The following is a 19,403-nucleotide window of genomic DNA, read 5'->3' as shown; positions in this document are numbered from 1 at the left end:
CCGGCGCAGCGCCTCCTCCGTCCGAGCCAGCACGGATCTGACCGGCGCCCGGGCGCCCCCGGCCGCGTGTCGGGTGTCCCGGGTGCGAGGCAGCGGCGAGGGCCGCTGGGGAACGGGAGACTCGCATGAGCGACCGGACGCAGGGTTCGGTGCGCACCGGGGCCCGACCCGGGGACACCTCGGCGCAGGGGACGGCGACCGCCCAGCAGCCCGGGGGCACGGTGCCGGTGGGGGCGACCCAGTCCATCCCCGGCGCGAGCACCCCGCGGGCCCAGGCGGCCAGGGCAGCCGAGGAGACCGCCCCCGCCTCCGGCGCTCCGGCCGCACGGGTGGCCGTGGCCGAGGACGCGCCGGCACAGGCCACCGCGACGCAGACCGTGCCGGTCCAGCCGGCTCCCGCCCAGACCGACGCGGCGCAGGTGGTCCCGGCGCAGCCGGACACCCCGGCCCCCGGGGCGGCCGGCGGCAAGCAGAAGACCGCCCGGGGGCCGCGCCGCGCCCGGCTGCAGCTGCGGCACATCGACACCTTCTCGGCGCTGAAGATCTCCCTGGTGCTGTCCATCGCGCTGTTCTTCATCTGGATGGTCGCCGTCGGCGTCCTCTACGGCGTGCTGTCCGGCCTCGGCGTCTTCGAGACCCTCAACGACCTGTTCGGCCAACTGGGCACCGCCTCGGGCGGCGACGGCGGCAGCGAGGTCATCACCCCGGGCATCGTCTTCGGCGGAGCCGCGGTCATCGGCGCCATCAACATCGTGCTGCTGACCGCGCTGTGCACCGCCGCGGCGTTCATCTACAACATGTGCTCCGACCTGGTCGGCGGCCTGGAGGTCACCCTCTCCGAGCGGGACTGAGAGAGGACCCCGTCCTCCTCGCCCCTCGGTGAAGGACCCCGGCCCCCTTGCAGGTAGAAGGACCCCCTCCTGCCCACCCCTCGCAAGCTCGGGGCGGTGCCCGGGAGGGGGCCTGGCGCGAGCTTGCGAGCGGTGGGGGGCAGGGGGTCCTTTTTCGGTGGGGGGCAAGGGGGTCCTTGTTCCACCCCTCGCAGGCTCGGGGCGGGACCCGGGAGGGAGCCGCCCCGGGACGGGGCCACCCCGTCGGGGCCGCCGGTGCCGTCGGGTACGCTGGTCGAGGTCCACGGGCCTGTAGCTCAGACGGTTAGAGCGCATCCCTGATAAGGATGAGGCCGGAGGTTCAAGTCCTCCCAGGCCCACTCGTGTCCCGGCGTCACCGGCGCCGTCCGACCGCCCTCCTCGGGCGGTTCCGGCCCCTCCTCCGGGAGGGGACACCCCCGCGAGGAGGTACACCACGTGCTCAGGAGACTGGCGCTCGCGGCGGCTGCCGCCGGCGCTCTCGCCCTCGTCCGCAAGCGCTCGGCGGGCAAGGCCGAGGCCGACCTGTGGCACGAGGCGACCAGCGGCTCGGTGAGCACGCCCGGCGCCCGCTGACCGCTCGGGGCGCTCGCCCCGCCCGGGGACGTAGCTCAATTGGCAGAGCACCGCCTTTGCAAGGCGGGGGTTAGGGGTTCGATTCCCCTCGTCTCCACTCGGTCAGCATTGCGCTGAACAGCGGTTTTCCCGTTTGCGCGGGGGTCCCCCGAGGGTTGGGCGTTGAGGGCTGCACATCGCCGTACGTGTCATCTCATGGGTTGTCTGTGGCAAGTCGTCCATGACGCTGGGCCCTGCCCGACCGATGACTTCTGTGCAGCTACGACGTCGTAGTGCTGGCAGCCGCGCCCAGCGGCGCACGAACACCAGGGGAACGAGGAACCATGGCCACGTTCGTGACCATCGGACACGGCGACCGCGCCGGATGCGAGGCAACTGCACGAGCTGTCCGCGATGCATGATCCACGACCCCCGGAGGGGGAGGGAGCGGGAAGCGGGATCTCGCCGCCGACCATCACGCCGGTCCTCGTGGCCGAGTTGCTCGCCGAGGGCGAGCGGATGCCGGTCTGTGTGCACGTCATCGACCATCCCGACGCGCGCGTGCTCGTCGACACCGGCTTGACGGAGCTGCACCCGGCGGTAGCCGACCTCGATCCCCGCCTGGTTCCACTGAGCACGCAGGCCGACTTCGACGTGGCCGGCATCGACGTCGTCATCAACACGCACCTGCACTTCGACCACTGCGGCGGCAACCACCTCTTCACCGGCAGGCCGACCTACGTCCAGCGCCGGGAGCTCGACGACGCGCGCAGCGAGGACGACTACACGATCCGCGAGTGGGTCGAGGCGCCCGGCGTGCAGTACGTACCCGTCGACGGCGAGCTCGAGTTGCTGCCGGGGCTCCGGCTCGTCCCGGCACCAGGACACACGCGAGGCTCGCAGGTCGTCGTCGTCGAGACGGGCGGGCGTCCGGTCGTCGTCGGCGGCGACATGGCGGTCTTCTCCGGCGAGCTCGACGAGCCGCGCACCGAAGGCCAGCGGCTGGTGCGCGCGCTCGACCCCGAGCTGGTCTGGCTCTCGCACGAGCACGAGCCGTGGCGGCCTCGGAGTGACCAGCAAGTCTGATCCGAGGGAGCGAGACAGACCGCCCGGTAGACGATCCGTCTGCAGGACACTCGTGGAGCGGTCAGGCCTCTTCTGGATCGGGTCCTCGGGCGGCTCGGCCGCCATCGATGGGGAGGATTGCGCCGGTGATGAAGCTGGCTGCATCCGAGAGCAGGTAGACGACGGCGTCAGCGACCTCCTCGGCGCGTCCGACGCGGCCAAGGGGGTGCATCTGTACCATCAGCTCCTCGACGCGGGCGGCATCGCGCGGGCTCTGCTCGGCGAGGTAGGCGTCGTACCGCTCCGTACGGATCGAGCCGAGCGCCACCGCATTCACCCGGATACCCGCAGCACCGTGGTCGACCGCGGCTGCGCGGGTGAGGCCCTCTGTCGCAGCCTTGGCGACGGCGTAGGGCAGGGCGCCGCGACCGCTCGCTGCGCCTGGTGGCTTGAGACGTTGACGATCGCTCCACCGATTCCCGCGGCTAGGAACCGGCGGACCGCCGTAGCGCAGCCGATCACCGCAGGCGCCAGGTTGAGCGTGATGAGGTCGAGCACGTCCGACGCCGACGCAGTATCAAGCGCCGCGTCGCGGAACACTGCGGCGTTGTTGACCCAACCTGCGAGCCGGCCCAGCTCCTCAGCCCGGTCGGCGGCCTTCTCGGCCACGTCCGAGTCGGCCGCGCTGCCGACGACCCCGACCACCCGCCGGCCAGCATCGTGTCGCTCGATCACCCGAGCGCAGCCGGGTCCAGTTCGATGACGACGACGCTGCCGCCGTCGGCGAGCAACCGCTCGACGACGGCGCGGCCAACGCCGCGGCCCCCGCCCGTCACCACGTAGGACCGGCCCACCCGCACCTCCTCGACAAGATCACCGTAGCCGAGCCCGCGCGCCGATGGCCGGTCGTCGTACGGGACACCGTGCCGATCGTTGTTCGGCATCCGGGACACGCCCGCCGAGCGGGTGTCCAGCCGCCGGACGTGGTCGGGCTCGCCGACCGCGGCGTCAACCGATCCGCTCGGCCAGGGACACGATGATCCCCTCCGGTCCGCGCACGTACGCCATGCGCCAGACGTGCTCGTACTGACCCACGCCGCCGACCAGGCCGTACCCGTCCGAGGCCAGCCGGTCGACGGCCGCCTGGAGGTCGTTCACCTCGAACGCCACGTTGCGCAGCCCCAGTTCGTTGGCCATCGCGGCGGGAGACCCAGGCTCGTGGTCGGGCCGGACGAAGCTCGCCAGCTCCACACCGGTGCCTCCATCGGGCGGCCGCAGCATGACGATCTCGCTGCGGGAGTCGGGAATGCCGATGACCGTGTCCACGAACTCGCCCTCCATGAGCATCCGGCCCTCGACCTCGAGACCCAGCCCGACGAAGAACGCCGTCACCCTGTCGAGGTCCGCGACGGTGATGCCGACGTGGTCGAAGCGTCGCACGTGTGACATGGGTGCAGTCTCCAGTTCTCGTCGTGTCCGTCCGGCTCGGGGGACCGCACGGCGGATGGCTCGACTGCTACTGGGCTGCGGGCCGGCGGACGGTGGTGCGCCGCTGGTTGATCCCCGTGCCAGTCGCGCCACGGGACGTCGTGCCGGTCGCCGTTCGCTTCATCGGAACCCGCGGCTGTGTCAGCGTCGCCAGAACAGGTGGTGGACCACGCCGCTGGGGCTGGGCACGACGTCACGGTGGTACCGGTCGAGAAGCTCTTCGGGTGAGTTCCACAGCCGAGACCCGGCGTCGAGTTCCACGGGGGCGACGGCGACGTGCAGGGTGTCGACGAGGTCGGCGTCGAGGAACTGTCGGATGGTGTTGGCTCCACCGCCCAGTCGGACGTCCTTGCCCTCGGCGGCTTCGAATGCGCGTTGTAGCACCGTGGCGGGGTCGCCGCCGACGAAGTGGAAGGTCGTGTCGGACAGGGTGAAGGAGGACCTCTCGTGGTGGGTCATGACGAAGACCGGGGTGTGGAACGGCGGCTGCTGACCCCACCAGCCTTGCCACTCGTGGTCGGTCCAGGGCCCGCGTTGCGGGCCGAACTTGTTGCGGCCCATGATCTCGGCGCCGATGTTGCGGTGGAAGTCTCGGACCAGGTAGTCGTCCAGACCGCGGCTGCCCCCTGAATCGGTGCGAGTGGGCCAGCTGGCGGTTGCGCCGGCCCAGGAGGAGAGCTGTGTGGGGTCGGCGTGGCCGAACGGGCGTTCGAGGCTCTGTCCCTCACCGGCTGCGTAGCCGTCGCTGGACACCATGAAGTTGTGCACTCGGACCATCTGCGTCACTGCTTGCTCCTCCCTCGTCAGGTGCGGTCGTTCGATGTGTTGGACCTCGCCGCACGACCGGAGTCATCGCGATCCACGGAAGTCCCCCGTGACGAGGCGCCCGGTGACCGATCCCCTGTCGGACACGCAGTGGTAGGTCGGCCTGGGTGTCGACGCTGCCCGTAGCAGGTTCGGCCTGCAGCGCGAGCGGCCCGTCTTCGGGGGTGGTCATCGGCCTCCCGCTACGCGCAGCGCCCTTCCGGCGGCCGGCGCATTCGGAGAGGCTCCCGCGGGGATGGGGGCGGGTGCCGCCTCCCCGTGCACCGGCTGAGGCGTGCTCAGTCCGCAGATGGTCCGCAAGACGGCCAGGAACGGCCGACACCGCCCGACAGCGACCAACGGTGAAAGTGCCGCTCAGGACGGGTTCTCAGTCACAGCCCACCGTGCCGAACCACCCGGAGATCGATGTTGCAAGGCGGGGGTTGGGGGGTCGATTCCCCTCGTCTCCGCCCCCTCGACAGGCTGTTCGACCTGCGTTCCTCCTCGACGGCCTGGTCACCGAGATCGGGGAGAAGGTGCCCGCCGCCGTCAACCTCCGACGGTCTGGCGCCGTCGACGACCAGGGCATGACCGACGGTGAACCCGCCGAGGTCCGAGCACAATCACGGCACCGCCGAGGTGATCTCACCATGCCTCCCCACCATCCGCTCGGCGCCGGGGTGGGAGAGTGGACGTCGTGACCGAACAGACCCCGCCCGCACGGCGCGCCGTCCTGCACACCAACCACGGGGACATCGTCGTCGACCTGTTCCCCGACCACGCGCCCAAGACGGTCGCGAACTTCGCCGACCTGGCCGAGGGCCGCCGGGAGTGGACCCATCCGCAGACCCGCGAGAAGACCACCGACCGCCTCTACGACGGCACCGTCTTCCACCGCATCATCGACGGCTTCATGATCCAGGGCGGAGACCCGCTGGGGCAGGGCACCGGCGGGCCGGGCTACCAGTTCGGCGACGAGATCCACCCCGAGCTGGCGTTCACCAAGCCCTACCTGCTGGCCATGGCCAACGCCGGGCCTGGCACGAACGGCTCGCAGTTCTTCATCACCGTCGCGCCGACCACCTGGCTGACCGGCAAGCACACCATCTTCGGCGAGGTCGCCGACCAGGCCAGCCGGGACGTCGTCGACCGCATCGCCAAGGTGCGCACCGCCCGCGGCGACCGTCCGGTGGAGGACGTCGTCCTGGAGTCGGTCGAGGTGCAGCGCAGCTGACCACCAGCCCGGACGACGGCCCCGTCCAGGGGCCCGCCCCGAGCGAGCGAGGGGTGGGGAGGACGGGGTCCTTCTACTGCTACCGGCACCCCGACCGGCCCACCCGCATCGCCTGCACCCGCTGCGGGCGGCCGATCTGCCCTGAGTGCATGACCCCGGCCTCGGTGGGCTTCCAGTGCCCCGAGTGCGTCCGGGAGGGCCAGGCGAGCGTCCGCCATCCCCGCCAGGCGCCCCTGCTGCGGCGCGCGGGCCGGCGCTTCGGCGCGGTCACCGTCACCCTCATCGGCCTCAACGTCGCGGTGTTCGTCGCGACCGCGGTCTCCGCCGGGCTGGCCGGGGCCAACCCGCTGGACAACCAGTTCTCGCCGCTGTTCGCCCGGCTCGCCCAGATCCCGGTCCTCGTCGAGCTCGGCGAGGACTGGCGGCTGGTCACCGCGGCGTTCCTGCACATCGGGTTGGTGCACCTGGCGCTCAACATGCTCGCCCTGCTGGTCTTCGGCTCCGAGCTGGAACGCCAGCTGGGCCGGTGGCGCTATCTCGCCGTCTACCTGGTCTCGCTGCTCGGCGGCGCGGTGGCGCTGCAGCTGTTCGGGGAGCCGGCCCGGCCCATCGCCGGCGCGTCGGCGGCCATCTACGGCCTGCTCGGCGGCCTGGCGGTGCTGATGATGGCCCGCCGGGAGGACCTGCGCGGCCTGCTCACCCTGCTGGCCATCAACGTGGTCATCAGCTTCCTGCCCGGCGTCTCCCTGCTGGGCCACCTCGGCGGCCTGCTCGCCGGGTTCGTCGCCACCGGCCTCGTCGTGCTGGCCCGGCGCCGCACCGAGCTGCAGGTGCTGGCCCTCATGCTGCTGGGCGCGGGTCTGGTGGTGGTCGCGCTGACCGTCCCCACGATCGTCGTCCTCTAGCCGCCCTCAGGGCCGGCAGGAGTGGCCACTCCTGCCGCGGGGAGCGAGGTCCTGCAGCGCCCGCGCGACGTCGCCGGGGTCGGCGCCGAGGTCCCGGCGGCCGAGCAGTACAAAGACCCCGTCCTCCTCGTGAAGGACCCCCTTGCCCCCCACCACTCGCAAGCTCGCGGCGGGACCCTGCAAGGGGGCCGTGGGCTCGCGGCGAGCCTCTGGACGGGGCCGGCCGTCGTCGTCCGGGCCGGTCGCGGTGTCCAGCTCCAGCAGCCGGGACCGCACGCCCCAGTGCCGGGTCTCCCGCACCGCCACCCGCAGCAGCGGCCACGCCAGCCGGGTCGTGCCGCTCAGCGTGCGGACGGCGACCCCGGCCGGGCCGGCCGACAACCGCGGCCGCAGCACCCGGTCGCGCACGGCGAGCGCCAGCAGCAGAACGGCGGCCGCGCCGACGAGGACCCGTCCGACCGGGTCGAGCAGCACCGCGACCAGACCCAGCGCCACCCCCGCGGCCGCCAGGGCCGCCGTCTCCCACGGGCGCGCCGACCACTGCACACCGCCCAGCCTCCCAGGAGGATCCCGTCCCCCTCACGCCTCGCACGCTCGGCGCGAGCCTCCGGACGGGGCCAGGGGGGCGGGAACGTGGACGTCCTACCATCGCCGGGGCGGGGAATGCCGCCCACGTCGACGAGGAGTGGTCATGCGAGATGCCGTCATCTGCGCCGCGGTGCGCACCCCGGTGGGCAAGCGAGGCGGGGGGTTGTCCGGCGTGCACGCCGTGGACCTCTCCGCGCACGTGCTCGAGGCCCTGGTCGAGCGGGCGGGCATCGACCCGGCCGTGGTCGACGACGTCTTCTGGGGGTGCGTGAGCCAGGTCGGCGAGCAGACCTTCTGCATCGGGCGCAACGCCGTGCTGGCCGCGGGCTGGCCGGAGTCGGTGCCGGGCACCACGATCGACCGGCAGTGCGGCTCCTCCCAGCAGGCGGTCGCCTTCGCCGCCGCCACGGTGGTCAGCGGCCAGGCCGACGTCGTGGTGGCCGGCGGGGTCGAGTCGATGAGCCGGGTGCCCATGGGCTCGGCCAGCAGCGAGGCCGCCGGCGCCGGCCGGCCGCTGGGCCCGCGCTTCCTCGAGCGCTACGGCGGCGTGTTCCCCAACCAGGGCGTCGGCGCGGAGATGATCGCCGAGCGCTGGGGCTTCTCCCGCACCCGGCTCGACGAGTACTCCCTCGCCTCCCACGAGAAGGCGGCCAAGGCCCAGGCCGACGGCGCCTTCGACGACGAGATCACCCCGGTCACCACCCCCGACGGCACCGTGGTGCGCGCCGACGAGGGCATCCGCCCCGGCGGCACGCTGGAGACGCTGGCCGCCCTGAAGACCCCGTTCAAGGCCGACGGCGTCATCAGCGCCGGCAACGCCAGCCAGATCTCCGACGGGTCCGCCGCGCTGCTGGTCACCACCTCGGAGCGGGCCCGCGAGCTCGGCCTGCGGCCGCTGGTGCGCATCCACACCACCGTGATGGCCGGCGACGACCCGATCGTCATGCTGACCGCTCCCATCCCAGCCACCCACAAGGTGCTGCAGCGCTCGGGCCTGTCGATCGGCGACATCGGCGTGGCCGAGGTCAACGAGGCGTTCGCCCCCGTGCCGCTGGCCTGGCAGGTCGAGACCGGCGCCGACCCCGACCGGCTCAACCCCCGCGGTGGCGCGATCGCGCTGGGCCACCCGCTGGGCGGCTCGGGTGCGCGGATCATGACGACGCTGGTCCACACCATGGTGAGCACCGGGACCCGCTACGGCCTGCAGACGATGTGCGAGGGCGGCGGCATGGCCAACGCGACGGTCCTCGAGCTGGTCGACGCCTGAGGCCGGTCCACAGGCCCACCGGGGCCGGCACCGTCCTGGGGACGACGACCGGGCTGCCGCATCCGCCGTGGTCGGCGCGCGTGTCGCGGACCGCGGCGCGGGTACCGGAGCGGGCCGGGAACCGTGCGCTGTCCACCGCCGTGTCGACTCGTCCACAGCTGTGTGCACAGCTGGGGATGGACTGACAGGTCTGTAGTTACCCGGGTGCCCTTCCCGTCACATCCGCAGCAGCGGGGTGAACCCGCAGGTCAGCAGTTCGTGGTCGAACACCCGTTCTCCACACGCGGTGGACAACTCTGGGGGAACAGCGCCGTGTCGACCTGTGGACGAGGCGATCGGCTGTGCACAGCGCCGTCCGCGCACAGCGCTCCGTGTCCACATCCGGTCACGGCAAGAGGCCCCCGTCCCCGGGTGGGGACGGGGGCCCGGCGAGGGGCGGGAGGTCCTTCCTCAGCGCCAGCGCATCGACATGACCAGGCCGGCCACCATGAGGCCGAAGCCGATCGCGAAGTTCCACGCCGACAGCGAGACCATCACGGGGATCCGGTCGCCGGCCACGTAGTAGACGACGATCCACAGCAGGCCCACCAGCATGAGGGTGACCATGACGGCCGGGTACCAGCGGGGGCTGGGCCGGGCGGCGCGGGCGCTGCCCCGCGACTGCAGGGTGCCCTGCGGCGGCGTGTACACCGGCTTCTTGCGCACCTTGGACTTGGGCACCGTGCGATCTCCCTCCGGGGCCGGTCCGTCGGCCGGCCGTGACCAGCCCCCAGCCTAAGCTGCCCTCGTGGCCGGAGCCCGCAGCCTGACCCGTCGGGGGGCCCGCGGTCGCTCCGGCTGGGCCGCGCTGGTGCCCGTGGTGGCGCTCGCGGCCGGGCTGCTGTTCGCCACCTCGAGCCAGACGGCGCAGGGGACCGACCTGCGCGGCGGCGAGGTCACCGAGCTGTCCGCGCTGATCGCCGCCCGGCAGGACGTCCTCGTCGCGCAGGAGGAGCAGCTGGCCGCGCTGCAGGCCCGGGCGCAGGCCCTCACCGACCAGGCGGCCTCGCGGGACGGCGCCGTGGCCGCCGCGCAGGCGCGAACGGAGGCCGGGGTGCTCTCGGCCGGCCTGGTGGCGCTGTCCGGGCGGGGGGTGGAGATCACCCTGGACGACGCCCCCCGCCGGCCCGACGGCTCGCTGCCGATCGGCGCCCGGCCGGACGACGTCGTCATCCACCAGTCCGACGTGCAGGCGGTGGTGAACGCGGTGTGGGCCGCCGGCGCCGACGCGGTCGCGGTCATGGACCAGCGGCTGATCGCGACCAGCGCCGTCCGGTGCGTGGGCAACGTGCTGCTGCTGCAGGGCCGCACCTACTCCCCGCCGTTCGTGGTGACCGCTATCGGGGACGCCGCCGCCATCCGCGCCCAGCTGGCCGCCTCGCCGCAGGTGGCGCTGTTCCAACAGGCGGTGGACGACTACGGGCTCGGTTTCGCCGTCCGGGACCGGTCGCAGGTGACCGTGCCCGCCTACGACGGCCCGCTGGACATGGAGTACGCCACAGCTGCTGACGGCTGAGGCCCCAGCAAGGACCCCCTTGCCCCCCGCCGCTCGCAAGCTCGTGGCGGGACCCTGCAAGGGGGCCGGGGTCCTTCCACGAGCAGTGGGGGGCACGGGGTCCTCCTGGTACACAGGGAGCGTGAGCCGCCCGGTCCTCGTCGTCGACAACTTCGACAGCTTCGTCTACAACCTGGTCCAGTACCTGGGCCAGCTGGGCGTGCGCTGCACCGTCCGGCGCAACGACGCGGTGACCGTCGACGAGCTGCCCGACCTGGACGTCGCCGGGGTGCTGCTGTCCCCCGGCCCGGGGGCGCCGGGCGAGGCGGGGGTGACGGTCCCGATGGTGCGGGCCGCGGCCGAGGCCGGGACGCCGGTCCTCGGCGTGTGCCTGGGCCACCAGGCGATCGCCGAGGCCTTCGGCGCCACGGTGGTGCGCGCCCCCGAGCTGCTGCACGGCAAGACCAGCCACGTGGTGCACGACGGCGTCGGTGTCCTGGCCGGGCTGCCCTCGCCGTTCACCGCCACCCGCTACCACTCGCTCGCCGTCGACCGGGCGACCGTGCCCGACGAGCTGGAGGTCACTGGCTCGACGCCGTCGGGCGTCGTCATGGCGCTGCGGCACCGCGAGCTGCCCGTCGAGGGCGTGCAGTTCCACCCGGAGTCGGTGCTGACCGAGGGCGGCCACCGGATGCTGGCCACCTGGCTGGCGAGCTGCGGCCTGGCGCCCGACCCCGCCGTCGTCGAGGCGGCGGCCGCGGCCGCGCACCGGCTCACCACGGTCACCACCCCGGCCTGAGACGGCCCCGACGCCACGACGGGCTCCTCCCCGCACCGGGGAGGAGCCCGTCGTCGTGTCCGGCGCCGATCAGGGGGTCGGGCTGGCCGAGGTCGGGGTCGTGGTGGTGGTGGGTGCGACCCCCACGGTCAGCGTGACCGGCTGGGTGACCGCGGCCTGGCTGCCCGCCGGCGGGTTGCTGCTGAGCACCACGCCGACGTCCCCGGGGTCGGCGGCCGGGGTCCCGGTCACGGTGACGGCGGTGAACCCGGCGGCCTGCAGCTGCGCCCGCGCCGCCGTCTCGGTCCGGCCCACCACGTCCGGGACGGCGACCGTGGTCGGCTCGGCCGGACCGCCGGACACCTGCAGGGTGATCTGGTCGTCGGCGGCGGCCTGTGCACCAGCGGCGGGGTCCTGGGCGAGCACCGTGCCCTCGGGCTGGTCGGAGTCGACCTGCTCGACGGTGGTGTTGGTGAAGCCCGCACCGCGCAGCGCCTGCGTCGCGGCCGCCTGCTGCTGACCGACCACGTTCGGCACCTGGGCGTCACCGTCGGACACCGACAGCGTCACGGCCGTGCCGGGGGCCACGTCGGAGCCCTGCCGCGGGTCGACCGCCACGACGGTCCCCTCGGGCTCGGTCGAGTCGACGCGGTCGGTGGTGACCCGGCCGGTGAGGCCGGCGTTCTGCAGCGCGGTCCGGGCGTCGTCCTCGGCCAGGTTGACCACCGGCGGCACGGTGACCGTGTCCGGCCCGACGCCGACGACCAGGTCGACGGGGGTGCCCTCGTCGACCTGCGCGCCGCCGGCCGGGTCGCTCTCCAGGACGGCGCCCACCTGGGCGTCGTCGTCCGTGGTCTGGGTGGTGACCTCACCGAGCTGGAGGCCGGCGTCGGCCAGCGCCGCCTCGGCGGCGGCCCGCTGCTGCCCGACCAGGGTGGGCACGGCGACCCGGGCGACCGGCGCGGGGCCCTGCTCGTCGCCGCCGGACACCAGCAGGGCCGTCACCACGGCGCCGACCAGCAGCAGGGCGGCGACCACCGCGGCGACGACCCGGTTGCGCCGGCGCCGTCGGGCGGCGTCGTCGTCGTCCTCGCCCATGTCGTAGCCGCCGGGCGGGACGCCGATGACCGCCGTCTTCTCGGCGTCGTCCATGACCGGGGTCGCCTCGACCCGCTGGCCGGCCAGGGCGCGCAGCAGGTCGTTGCGCATCTCGGCGGCCGACTGGTACCGGTTCGCCGGGTTCTTGGCGAGGGCCTTGAGCAGGATGGCGTCGAGCTCCGGCGGGATCGCCGGGTCGACCGACGACGGGCGCTTCGGGTCCTCGCGCACGTGCTGGTAGGCGACCGAGACCGCGGAGTCGCCGGTGAACGGCGGCGCGCCGGTGACCAGCTCGTAGAGCAGGCAGCCGACCGAGTAGACGTCGGAGCGGGCGTCGACGCTCTCCCCGCGGGCCTGCTCGGGGGAGAGGTACTGCGCGGTGCCGATGACCGCGGCCGTGGAGGTCATCGTGGCGGCCGAGTCCGAGACCGCCCGGGCGATGCCGAAGTCCATGACCTTGACCGCGCCGTCCGGCGTGATCATCACGTTCCCCGGTTTCACGTCGCGGTGCACGATGCCGTTGCGGTGGCTGAAGTCCAGCGCGGCGCAGATGTCGGCGGCCAGGCTCATCGCCCGGGCCGGCGGGAGCGGGCCCTCGCGGCGGAGCACGTCGCGCAGCGTCTCGCCCTCGACGTACTCCATGACGATGTAGGGGGTGGCGCCGGTGGCCGTGCGGTCCTCGCCGGTGTCGTAGACCGCGACGATCGCCGGGTGGTTGAGCGAGGCCGCGGCCTGCGCCTCGCGGCGGAAGCGCACCTGGAAGGACGGGTCGCGGGCCAGGTCGCTGCGCAGCACCTTGACCGCCACCTCGCGGCCCAGCCGCAGGTCGCGGCCCCGGTGCACCTCGGCCATGCCGCCGCGGCCGAGCACCCCGCCGATCTCGTAGCGCTGACCGAGCACCTGCGGCGTGGTCATCGGGGGTCCTCTCGGGCGGTGCGGTCCTGCGTCCACGGGGGGTGCGGGTACGGCGGAGCGCTGCGGACGGGTGGGCCGGCGGGGAGCCTAACCGCTGCTCCCCCGCGATCCCCGACGGCGCGAGGGGGTGCGGTCACTCCGCCGAGCCCTGGTCCTGCGGTGCCGCCTGCCCCTCGGCGTTCGGGGCCCCGTCGGCCGCGCCACCGGGCGCCGACGTGCCGGCCGGCGTCACCGGCGCCGGCGTCCCGGGCGCGGTCGTCGCCTGCTGCTGCGGCGTGACCGTGCTGGTCGCGCCGCCGCGGCCCCCGTCGCCCCCGCGCTGGCCGCTGCCCTGCCCACTCCCCTGTCCACTCCCCTGCCCGCTGCTCTGGCCGCCGCCCGTGGTGCCCGAGGTGGCGGTCGGCGTGCTGGTCTGGCTGCTCTGACTCGGCGTCGTGGTCGGCGCCGTGGTGCGGGACGGCGTCGTGGTCGCCGGCTGCTGGGACGCGGTGGTGCGCTGCCCGGAGCCGGTGTCCTCCGCGCCGCCGCCGGGGGCGTAGCCCTCGGGCGCGTAGTAGAGGACGACCGTCGTGCCCGGCGGCACGGACTCGTTCGCCGGGTCGGAGCCGACGACGTCGCCCGCGGACACCGCGGTGCCCAGGCTGCTCACCTGCGCGCTGGTGGCCGCCTGCTGGTCCACCCGGAGGCCGGCGTCGGTCAGCTCCCGTGCGACGTCGTCCCCGTTGCGGCCGAGGTAGGAGTCGGTGTCGACGAGGACCGGGCCGGCGGTCGCACTCGTGCTGGCCGGCGCGGTGGCGGTGGGGTCGGCCGCGGTGCCCGGGGAGTCCCCGCCGCCGCCGAGCAGGGCCCAGGCGCCCCCGCCCAGCAGCGCGAGCAGCACGAGCCCGGCGACGAGCCATCCCCAGCGGGTGCGCCCGCGGTCGTCCCGCGCGGGGACCGGCCCGCCGAGGGCCGGGGTCGCGTCGTCCTCCGGCGGGCGGCGCAGCGGCGGCACGGTGCCCGCCGCGGTCCGCGCGCCCGTGCCGGCCCCGCCGGCCCCGCCAGCTGTGGCGGCACCCAGCACCCGGGTGCGGCCGTCGGCGGTGGTGGGGCCGACCAGCTCGGTCTGCGCGGTGGCCGCCCCGGCCAGGGGCGGCGCCGTGGCGGGCCCGGCGGCCGGGGGAGCGGCGAGTCCGCTGCCGGAGGCCACCGACCGGATCGCGGCGGCGAAGGCGGCCCCGTCGGGAAAGCGGTCGGCGGGGGCCTTGGCCAGGGCCCGCTCGATGAGCAGCCGCACCGCGGGCGGGACGTCCGCCGGCAGCGGCGGCGGGGGCCGGTTGATGTGGGCCAGGGCGACGGCGACCTGCGACGTCCCGTCGAACGGCCGCCCGCCGGTCAGGCACTCGTAGCCGACGACCCCCAGGGAGTAGACGTCGGAGGCGGCGGTGACCTCGAAGCCCTGGGCCTGCTCGGGGGAGAGGTACTGCGCGGTGCCGACGACCATGCCGGTGCGGGTCAGCGGTGTGGCGTCGCGGGCGCGGGCGATGCCGAAGTCGGTCAGCTTCACCACGCCGTCCGGGCGCACGATCAGGTTGCCCGGCTTGATGTCGCGGTGGACGACGCCGGCGGCGTGCGCGGCGGAGAGCCCGTCGGCGGCCTGCTCGAGCACGTGCAGGGTCCAGTCGACCGGCAGCCGGCCCTCCTCGTGCAGGATCGTCACCAGCGGCTTGCCCTCGACCAGCTCCATGACGAGGAACGCCAGCTGCGCCCCGCGCTCGTCGGTGGTCTCCCCGTAGTCGTAGACCGAGGCGATGTTGGGGTGGGACAGCGCCGCGGTGTGCCGTGCCTCGTTGCGGAAGCGGGCCACGAAGCTCGGGTCGCCGGTGAACTCGCTGCGCAGCACCTTGGCGGCGACGACGCGGTCGAGCACGCGGTCGCGGGCGCGCCAGACCTCGCCCATGCCGCCGGTGGCGATCGGCGCGGTGATCTCGTAGCGGCCGGCGAGGACCGTGCCGGTCGACAGTGCCATCAGCCGCCCTGCCCCTCGAGGTAGGCCTGCATCACCTGACGGGCGATGGGCGCGGACACGTCCCCGCCCGTACCCCCGCCGTTGGCGACGAAGACCGCGACGGCGATCTCCGGGTCGTCGGCGGGGGCGAACCCGATGAACCAGTTGTGGTCGGGCCCGGCGTTCTGCGCCGTCCCGGTCTTGCCCGCGACCTGGACGCCGGGGATGCGCGCGCGCCGGCCGCTGCCCTCGTCGACGACGCTGCGCATCATCCGGGTGAGGTCCTGCGCGACCTCGGGGGTGACCGGCCGGGAGAGCTCCTCGGGGTCGGTCTCGTCGATGACGGACAGGTCGGGCGCGCGCAGCTGCGCGACCAGGTGCGGCTTCATCAGCCGGCCGTCGTCGGCCACCGCGGAGGCGATCATCGCCGCCTGCAGGGGGGTGAGCGCGACGTCCTGCTGGCCGATCGAGCTGGTCGCCAGCTGGGCGTCGTTCTGGATGTCCCCGATGGTGCTGCCCTGCACCGGCAGCGGGGTGTCGAAGCCGTCGCCGTCGATGCCGAACGCCTCGGCCATCGACCGGACGCGGTCCTCGCCGAGGGCGATGCCCAGCTCGGCGAAGGCGGTGTTGCAGGAGATGGTGAGCGCGTCGATCAGGCTCTGCTCGCCGCTCGGACTGCAGGCCGACCCGCCGAAGTTCTCCAGGGTCTGCGTCGACTGGGGCAGCGGGAACTCCTGCGGCGCCGGGATCACCGTGTCGGGGGTGTACTGGCCGCTGGCCAGGGCGGCGGCGGACACGACCACCTTGAAGATCGACCCGGGCGGGTAGCGGTCGCCGATGGCGCGGTTCAGCCGCGGGTCGGGTCTCTCGGCGCCCAGCTGGGCCCAGTAGTCCCGGATGGCCTGCGGGTCGTGGCTGGAGAGCTGGTTGGGGTCGTAGGTGGGGGTGCTGGCCATGCCGAGCACCGCCCCGGTGGAGGGGTCCAGGGCCACGACCGCGCCGGTGACGCCCTCGAGGCCGGCCATCGCGGTCTCCTGCACGGTCGGGTCGAGGGTGAGGACGACGTCGCCTCCGGAGGGGTTGCGCCCGGTGAACAGGTCGGCGATGCGCCGGGTGAACAGCCGGGCGTCGGTGCCGGAGAGCAGGTCGTTCTCGGTCTGCTCGACCTGCGAGTTGCCGTAGACCAGCGAGTAGTAGCCGGTGACCGGGGCGTACACCGGGCCCTGCGGGTACTGCCGCAGGTAGGTCAGCCGGTCGTCGGTGGCCGTGGACATGGCGACCTCGGTGCCGCCGACGACGATCGAGCCGCGCTCGCGGTCGTACTCCTCGGCGAGCACCCGGGTGTTGCCCGGATCCGCGCGCAGCTCGTCGGAGCGCACCACCTGGATGTAGTTGACGTTGACGATGAGCAGCGTGAACAGCACGAGCACGCTGATCGCGACACGGCGCAGGGGGGCGTTCACGTCTGCACGACCTCGGTGGGGGCGTCGCCGAGCGCCGGCTTCGGCGGCGCGGGCGGGGCGGCCGGACGGCGGGCGGCATCGCTGATCCGCACCAGCAGGGCGACGAGCACGAAGTTGGCCACCAGCGACGACCCGCCGTAGGCGAGGAACGGCGTGGTCAGGCCGGTCAGCGGCAGCAGGCCGGTGACCCCGCCCAGGACGACGAACACCTGCCACGCGATGGCGAAGGCCAGGCCCGCGGCGAGCAGCTTGCCGAACGCGTCGCGCACGATCAGCGAGGTCCGCAAGCCCCGCTCGACCAGGATCAGGTAGACGATGATCACCGCGACCAGGCCGAACAGGCCGAGCTCCTCGCCGATGGCCGCGGCGATGAAGTCGCTCTTGGCGACCGGCACCTGGTCCGGGCGCCCGCCGCCGAGGCCGGCCCCGAACAGCCCGCCGGTGCCCAGCCCGAACAGCGACTGCACCAGCTGGTAGCCCGCGCCGTCCCGGTAGGCGAAGGGGTCCAGCCAGACGTCGACGCGGGCCCGCACGTGGCCGAAGACCTGGTAGGCGATCAGCGCGGCGCCGGCGAACAGGACCAGCCCGATGAGCAGCCAGCTGGCCCGCTCGGTGGCGGTGTAGAGCATCACCACGAAGATGCCGAACAGCAGCAGCGAGCTGCCCAGGTCCCGCTCGAAGACCAGCACGAGGATCGACAGCACCCAGGCGGCCAGCACCGGGCCGAGGTCGCGGGCGCGGGGCAGCTCCAGGCCCACCACCCGGCGGCTGGCCAGGGCCAGGACGTCGCGCTTGTCGACCAGGTAGGCGGCGAAGAAGACGATCAGGCAGATCTTGGCGAACTCGCCCGGCTGGATGCTGAACCCGGCCAGCCGGATCCAGATCTTGGCGCCGTTGACCTCCGACAGCGACGAGGGCAGCACCGCCGGGACGGCCAGCAGCACCAGGCCGACCAGCGCCAGCGTGTAGGCGTAGCGGGACAGCAGTCGGTGGTCGCGCACGACGACCAGCACGGCGACGAACAGCAGCACGCCGAGGGTGGCCCACACCAGCTGGACGGGTGCGTCCTCCCGGCTGGTGCGGTCGGCCTGCTCGGCGGCGAGGTCGAGCCGGTGGATGACCGAGAGCCCGAGCCCGACCAGCAGGGCGACCGACGGCAGCAGCAGCGGGTCGGCGTAGGGCGCGAAGCGGCGGACGACGAGGTGCGCGACCGCCCACAGCCCGGCGAACCAGCCGCCGAAGGTGGCCAGCTCCGGGCGCAGCCCCCCGGTGACGGTCAGGTCGACGACCGCCTGCGCGGCCAGGGTGATCAGGACGGCGAACCCGAGCATGGCCAGCTCGGTGCCGCGGCGCCTGGGCGGGGTCGTCGTCCCCGGTGCGGCGGCACGCGGGTCGGTGGACGGGCCGACGCTCACGGCACCTCCCGGCAGTCCACCCCGGGCTCGTACGTCCTCGTCGGGAGCTGCGGTGTCGGGGCCGCGTCGGTGGGCTGCGGTGTCGGGGTGGCGTCGGTGGGCACGGCCGGCTCGAGCGGGACGGGGGACGGGGGAGGCTCGACGGCCGGCAGCGACGGGGTCGGCGCCGACAGGGTCGCCGTGCTCTCCTCGACCGACGGGCACAGCGGCAGACGCTGCCCGCGCAGCATGGCGACGATGCGGTCGGCGTGGTCGGCGTCGGTGGCCTCGATGCCCCGCCGGACCTTGCTGGCGTCGGCCTGGGTGAGGTCGGCGACGTCGAGGTCGGTGACGTCGGCGACCCGGTTGAGCCCCACCCCCAGCAGCGAGGTGTCCAGCCCGCGGAAGACCGCGACCCGGTCGCCGGCGTCGGTCTCCTGCACCCCGACGAACCAGTTGGACAGCACCCAGACGTAGGCGCTGGTGCCGGCCGCGACCAGCAGCACCGCCGCCACCAGCGCCCAGAGCACCCGGCGCCGGCGGCGCCGCGGCGGGGGCGCGGCCGCCGTGCCGGCCCCCGCCGGCGCCAGCGCCGGCGGCACCGGGGGCGGGTCGTGCAGCGCCGCCCGGCCGGCCGCCGAGCGCGGGTCGACCTCGCGCTGCCCCACGTTGTCGCCGGCGGCCCCGTCCACCACCGGGTCCACCGGGGAGGTGCCGCCGTCCTCGACGACGTCGGCCACGATGACGGTGACGTTGTCCGGTCCGCCGCTGCGCAGGGCCAGCTCGACGAGCCGGTCGGCGCTCGACTGCGGGTCGGGGTCCTCGAGCGCCTCGGCGAGGGTCTCCTCGCTGACCACGCCGGAGAGGCCGTCGGAGCAGAGCAGGTAGCGGTCGCCGGCGCGGGCCTCGCGCATCGACAGGTCGGGGTCGACGTCCTGCCCGTTGAGCGCGCGCAGCAGCAGCGAGCGCTGGGGGTGGTGGTTGGCCTCCTCGGGCGTGATCCGCCCGTCGTCGATCAGCGTCTGCACGAACGTGTCGTCGTGGGTGATCTGCTGCAGGACGCCGTTGCGCAGCAGGTAGGCGCGGGAGTCGCCGACGTGGCACAGCGCCAGCCGGCCGCCGGCGAACAGGACGGCGGTGAGCGTGGTGCCCATGCCCTCCAGCTGCGGGGACTCCCGGATGACCTCGCGCAGGTGCTCGCTGCCGTCGAAGACGGCCTCGCGCAGCGACTGCAGCATGTCGCCGGAGGGGGCGTCGTCGTCCAGGTGCTCGAGCGCGGCGATGACCACCTTGCTGGCCACGTCGCCGGCGGCGTGGCCGCCCATGCCGTCGGCGACGGCGAGCAGGCGGGGACCGGCGTACACGGAGTCCTGGTTGCTGCCGCGGACCAGGCCGCGGTCGGACCGGGCCGCGTAGCGCAGCGCGAGGCTCATCGGGGAGGTCTTCCGAGGATGCGAGC

18 protein-coding genes, 2 tRNA genes and 1 pseudogene are annotated in these 19,403 nt (G+C 74.1%); 10 read left to right on the top strand and 11 right to left on the bottom strand.

What is annotated here, in order from left to right:
* Window positions 1-125: 125 nt before the first annotated feature.
* The 5 genes from DQ238_RS07360 to DQ238_RS07345 all read left to right on the top strand — a co-directional run bounded on the left by DQ238_RS07360 (window position 126) and on the right by DQ238_RS07345 (window position 2,510).
* A complete protein-coding gene (locus tag DQ238_RS07360; protein ID WP_113780641.1) occupies window positions 126-851 on the top strand; it encodes a DUF3566 domain-containing protein in 726 nt (241 codons plus the stop codon).
* A gap of 285 nt (window positions 852-1,136) precedes the next feature.
* A tRNA-Ile gene (locus DQ238_RS07355) sits at window positions 1,137-1,210 on the top strand.
* A gap of 97 nt (window positions 1,211-1,307) precedes the next feature.
* A complete protein-coding gene (locus DQ238_RS23090) occupies window positions 1,308-1,445 on the top strand; it encodes a DLW-39 family protein (protein WP_199506187.1) in 138 nt (45 codons plus the stop codon).
* 24 nt (window positions 1,446-1,469) lie between these two features.
* Window positions 1,470-1,542 (top strand) — tRNA-Ala (locus tag DQ238_RS07350).
* Between the two features lie 371 nt (window positions 1,543-1,913).
* A complete protein-coding gene (locus DQ238_RS07345; protein ID WP_233495789.1) occupies window positions 1,914-2,510 on the top strand; it encodes an MBL fold metallo-hydrolase in 597 nt (198 codons plus the stop codon).
* A gap of 61 nt (window positions 2,511-2,571) precedes the next feature.
* Here the strand turns inward: DQ238_RS07345 and DQ238_RS23640 are convergent.
* The 4 genes and pseudogenes from DQ238_RS23640 to DQ238_RS07330 form a co-directional block, all read right to left on the bottom strand.
* Window positions 2,572-3,194: pseudogene (locus DQ238_RS23640) on the bottom strand (SDR family NAD(P)-dependent oxidoreductase).
* A 26-nt stretch (window positions 3,195-3,220) separates the two neighbouring features.
* Window positions 3,221-3,442 carry a hypothetical protein gene (locus tag DQ238_RS23075; RefSeq protein ID WP_199506185.1) on the bottom strand — a complete coding sequence of 74 codons (222 nt, stop codon included), beginning with the start codon at window positions 3,440-3,442 and terminating at the stop codon, window positions 3,221-3,223.
* Between the two features lie 55 nt (window positions 3,443-3,497).
* Window positions 3,498-3,938, bottom strand: coding sequence for a VOC family protein (locus tag DQ238_RS07335; RefSeq protein WP_113780639.1), 441 nt, complete (start codon window positions 3,936-3,938; stop codon window positions 3,498-3,500).
* 180 nt (window positions 3,939-4,118) lie between these two features.
* Entirely contained in the window at window positions 4,119-4,754 is a 636-nt protein-coding gene (locus DQ238_RS07330; protein WP_233495807.1) for a dihydrofolate reductase family protein, read from the bottom strand.
* A gap of 724 nt (window positions 4,755-5,478) precedes the next feature.
* Here DQ238_RS07330 and DQ238_RS07325 point away from each other — a divergent pair.
* Both DQ238_RS07325 and DQ238_RS07320 read left to right on the top strand, forming a co-directional pair.
* Window positions 5,479-6,015: a peptidylprolyl isomerase gene (locus DQ238_RS07325; protein ID WP_113780758.1), complete on the top strand. Its 537-nt coding sequence runs from the start codon at window positions 5,479-5,481 to the stop codon at window positions 6,013-6,015.
* A gap of 149 nt (window positions 6,016-6,164) precedes the next feature.
* Window positions 6,165-6,920 carry a rhomboid family intramembrane serine protease gene (locus DQ238_RS07320; protein ID WP_113780637.1) on the top strand — a complete coding sequence of 252 codons (756 nt, stop codon included), beginning with the start codon at window positions 6,165-6,167 and terminating at the stop codon, window positions 6,918-6,920.
* Between the two features lie 6 nt (window positions 6,921-6,926).
* Here the strand turns inward: DQ238_RS07320 and DQ238_RS07315 are convergent, their stop codons facing one another.
* Window positions 6,927-7,466, bottom strand: a complete 540-nt coding sequence (locus DQ238_RS07315) for a PH domain-containing protein (protein WP_113780636.1) — start codon at window positions 7,464-7,466, stop codon at window positions 6,927-6,929.
* A gap of 145 nt (window positions 7,467-7,611) precedes the next feature.
* Between DQ238_RS07315 and DQ238_RS07310 the strand changes: the two genes are divergently transcribed.
* Window positions 7,612-8,775, top strand: a complete 1,164-nt coding sequence (locus DQ238_RS07310; RefSeq protein WP_113780635.1) for a thiolase family protein — start codon at window positions 7,612-7,614, stop codon at window positions 8,773-8,775.
* 450 nt (window positions 8,776-9,225) lie between these two features.
* Here the strand turns inward: DQ238_RS07310 and crgA are convergent, their stop codons facing one another.
* On the bottom strand, window positions 9,226-9,495 hold the full coding sequence (crgA, locus tag DQ238_RS07305; protein ID WP_113780634.1) for a cell division protein CrgA: 270 nt from the start codon (window positions 9,493-9,495) through the stop codon (window positions 9,226-9,228).
* 67 nt (window positions 9,496-9,562) lie between these two features.
* Here crgA and DQ238_RS07300 point away from each other — a divergent pair, with 67 nt between their 5' ends.
* Together DQ238_RS07300 and DQ238_RS07295 are read left to right on the top strand one after the other, a co-directional pair.
* Entirely contained in the window at window positions 9,563-10,330 is a 768-nt protein-coding gene (locus DQ238_RS07300) for a DUF881 domain-containing protein (protein WP_113780633.1), read from the top strand.
* A gap of 121 nt (window positions 10,331-10,451) precedes the next feature.
* Window positions 10,452-11,108 carry an aminodeoxychorismate/anthranilate synthase component II gene (locus DQ238_RS07295; protein ID WP_113780632.1) on the top strand — a complete coding sequence of 219 codons (657 nt, stop codon included), beginning with the start codon at window positions 10,452-10,454 and terminating at the stop codon, window positions 11,106-11,108.
* A gap of 69 nt (window positions 11,109-11,177) precedes the next feature.
* Here the strand turns inward: DQ238_RS07295 and pknB are convergent, their stop codons facing one another.
* The 5 genes from pknB to DQ238_RS07270 all read right to left on the bottom strand — a co-directional run bounded on the left by pknB (window position 11,178) and on the right by DQ238_RS07270 (window position 19,377).
* Window positions 11,178-13,100, bottom strand: a complete 1,923-nt coding sequence (gene pknB / locus DQ238_RS07290) for a Stk1 family PASTA domain-containing Ser/Thr kinase (RefSeq protein ID WP_113780631.1) — start codon at window positions 13,098-13,100, stop codon at window positions 11,178-11,180.
* 133 nt (window positions 13,101-13,233) lie between these two features.
* The gene (locus tag DQ238_RS24205) at window positions 13,234-15,108 is read right to left on the bottom strand and encodes a serine/threonine-protein kinase (RefSeq protein ID WP_113780630.1); all 1,875 of its coding nucleotides are present in this window, start codon (window positions 15,106-15,108) and stop codon (window positions 13,234-13,236) included.
* Complete coding sequence (locus DQ238_RS07280; RefSeq protein WP_113780629.1) at window positions 15,108-16,550, bottom strand: penicillin-binding protein 2; 1,443 nt, start codon at window positions 16,548-16,550, stop codon at window positions 15,108-15,110. The genes DQ238_RS24205 and DQ238_RS07280 overlap by 1 nt, the downstream gene beginning before the upstream one ends.
* A complete protein-coding gene (locus DQ238_RS07275) occupies window positions 16,547-17,965 on the bottom strand; it encodes an FtsW/RodA/SpoVE family cell cycle protein (protein WP_199506184.1) in 1,419 nt (472 codons plus the stop codon). The genes DQ238_RS07280 and DQ238_RS07275 overlap by 4 nt, the downstream gene beginning before the upstream one ends.
* The gene (locus DQ238_RS07270) at window positions 17,962-19,377 is read right to left on the bottom strand and encodes a PP2C family serine/threonine-protein phosphatase (protein ID WP_113780628.1); all 1,416 of its coding nucleotides are present in this window, start codon (window positions 19,375-19,377) and stop codon (window positions 17,962-17,964) included. Before DQ238_RS07270 ends, DQ238_RS07275 begins: the two co-directional genes overlap by 4 nt.
* Between the last annotated feature and the right edge of the window lie 26 nt (window positions 19,378-19,403).

It is taken from the genome of Geodermatophilus sp. TF02-6, assembly GCF_003319115.1.
GTDB lineage: Bacteria > Actinomycetota > Actinomycetes > Mycobacteriales > Geodermatophilaceae > Geodermatophilus.
This window is presented reverse-complemented; position numbering and strand designations above follow the sequence as displayed.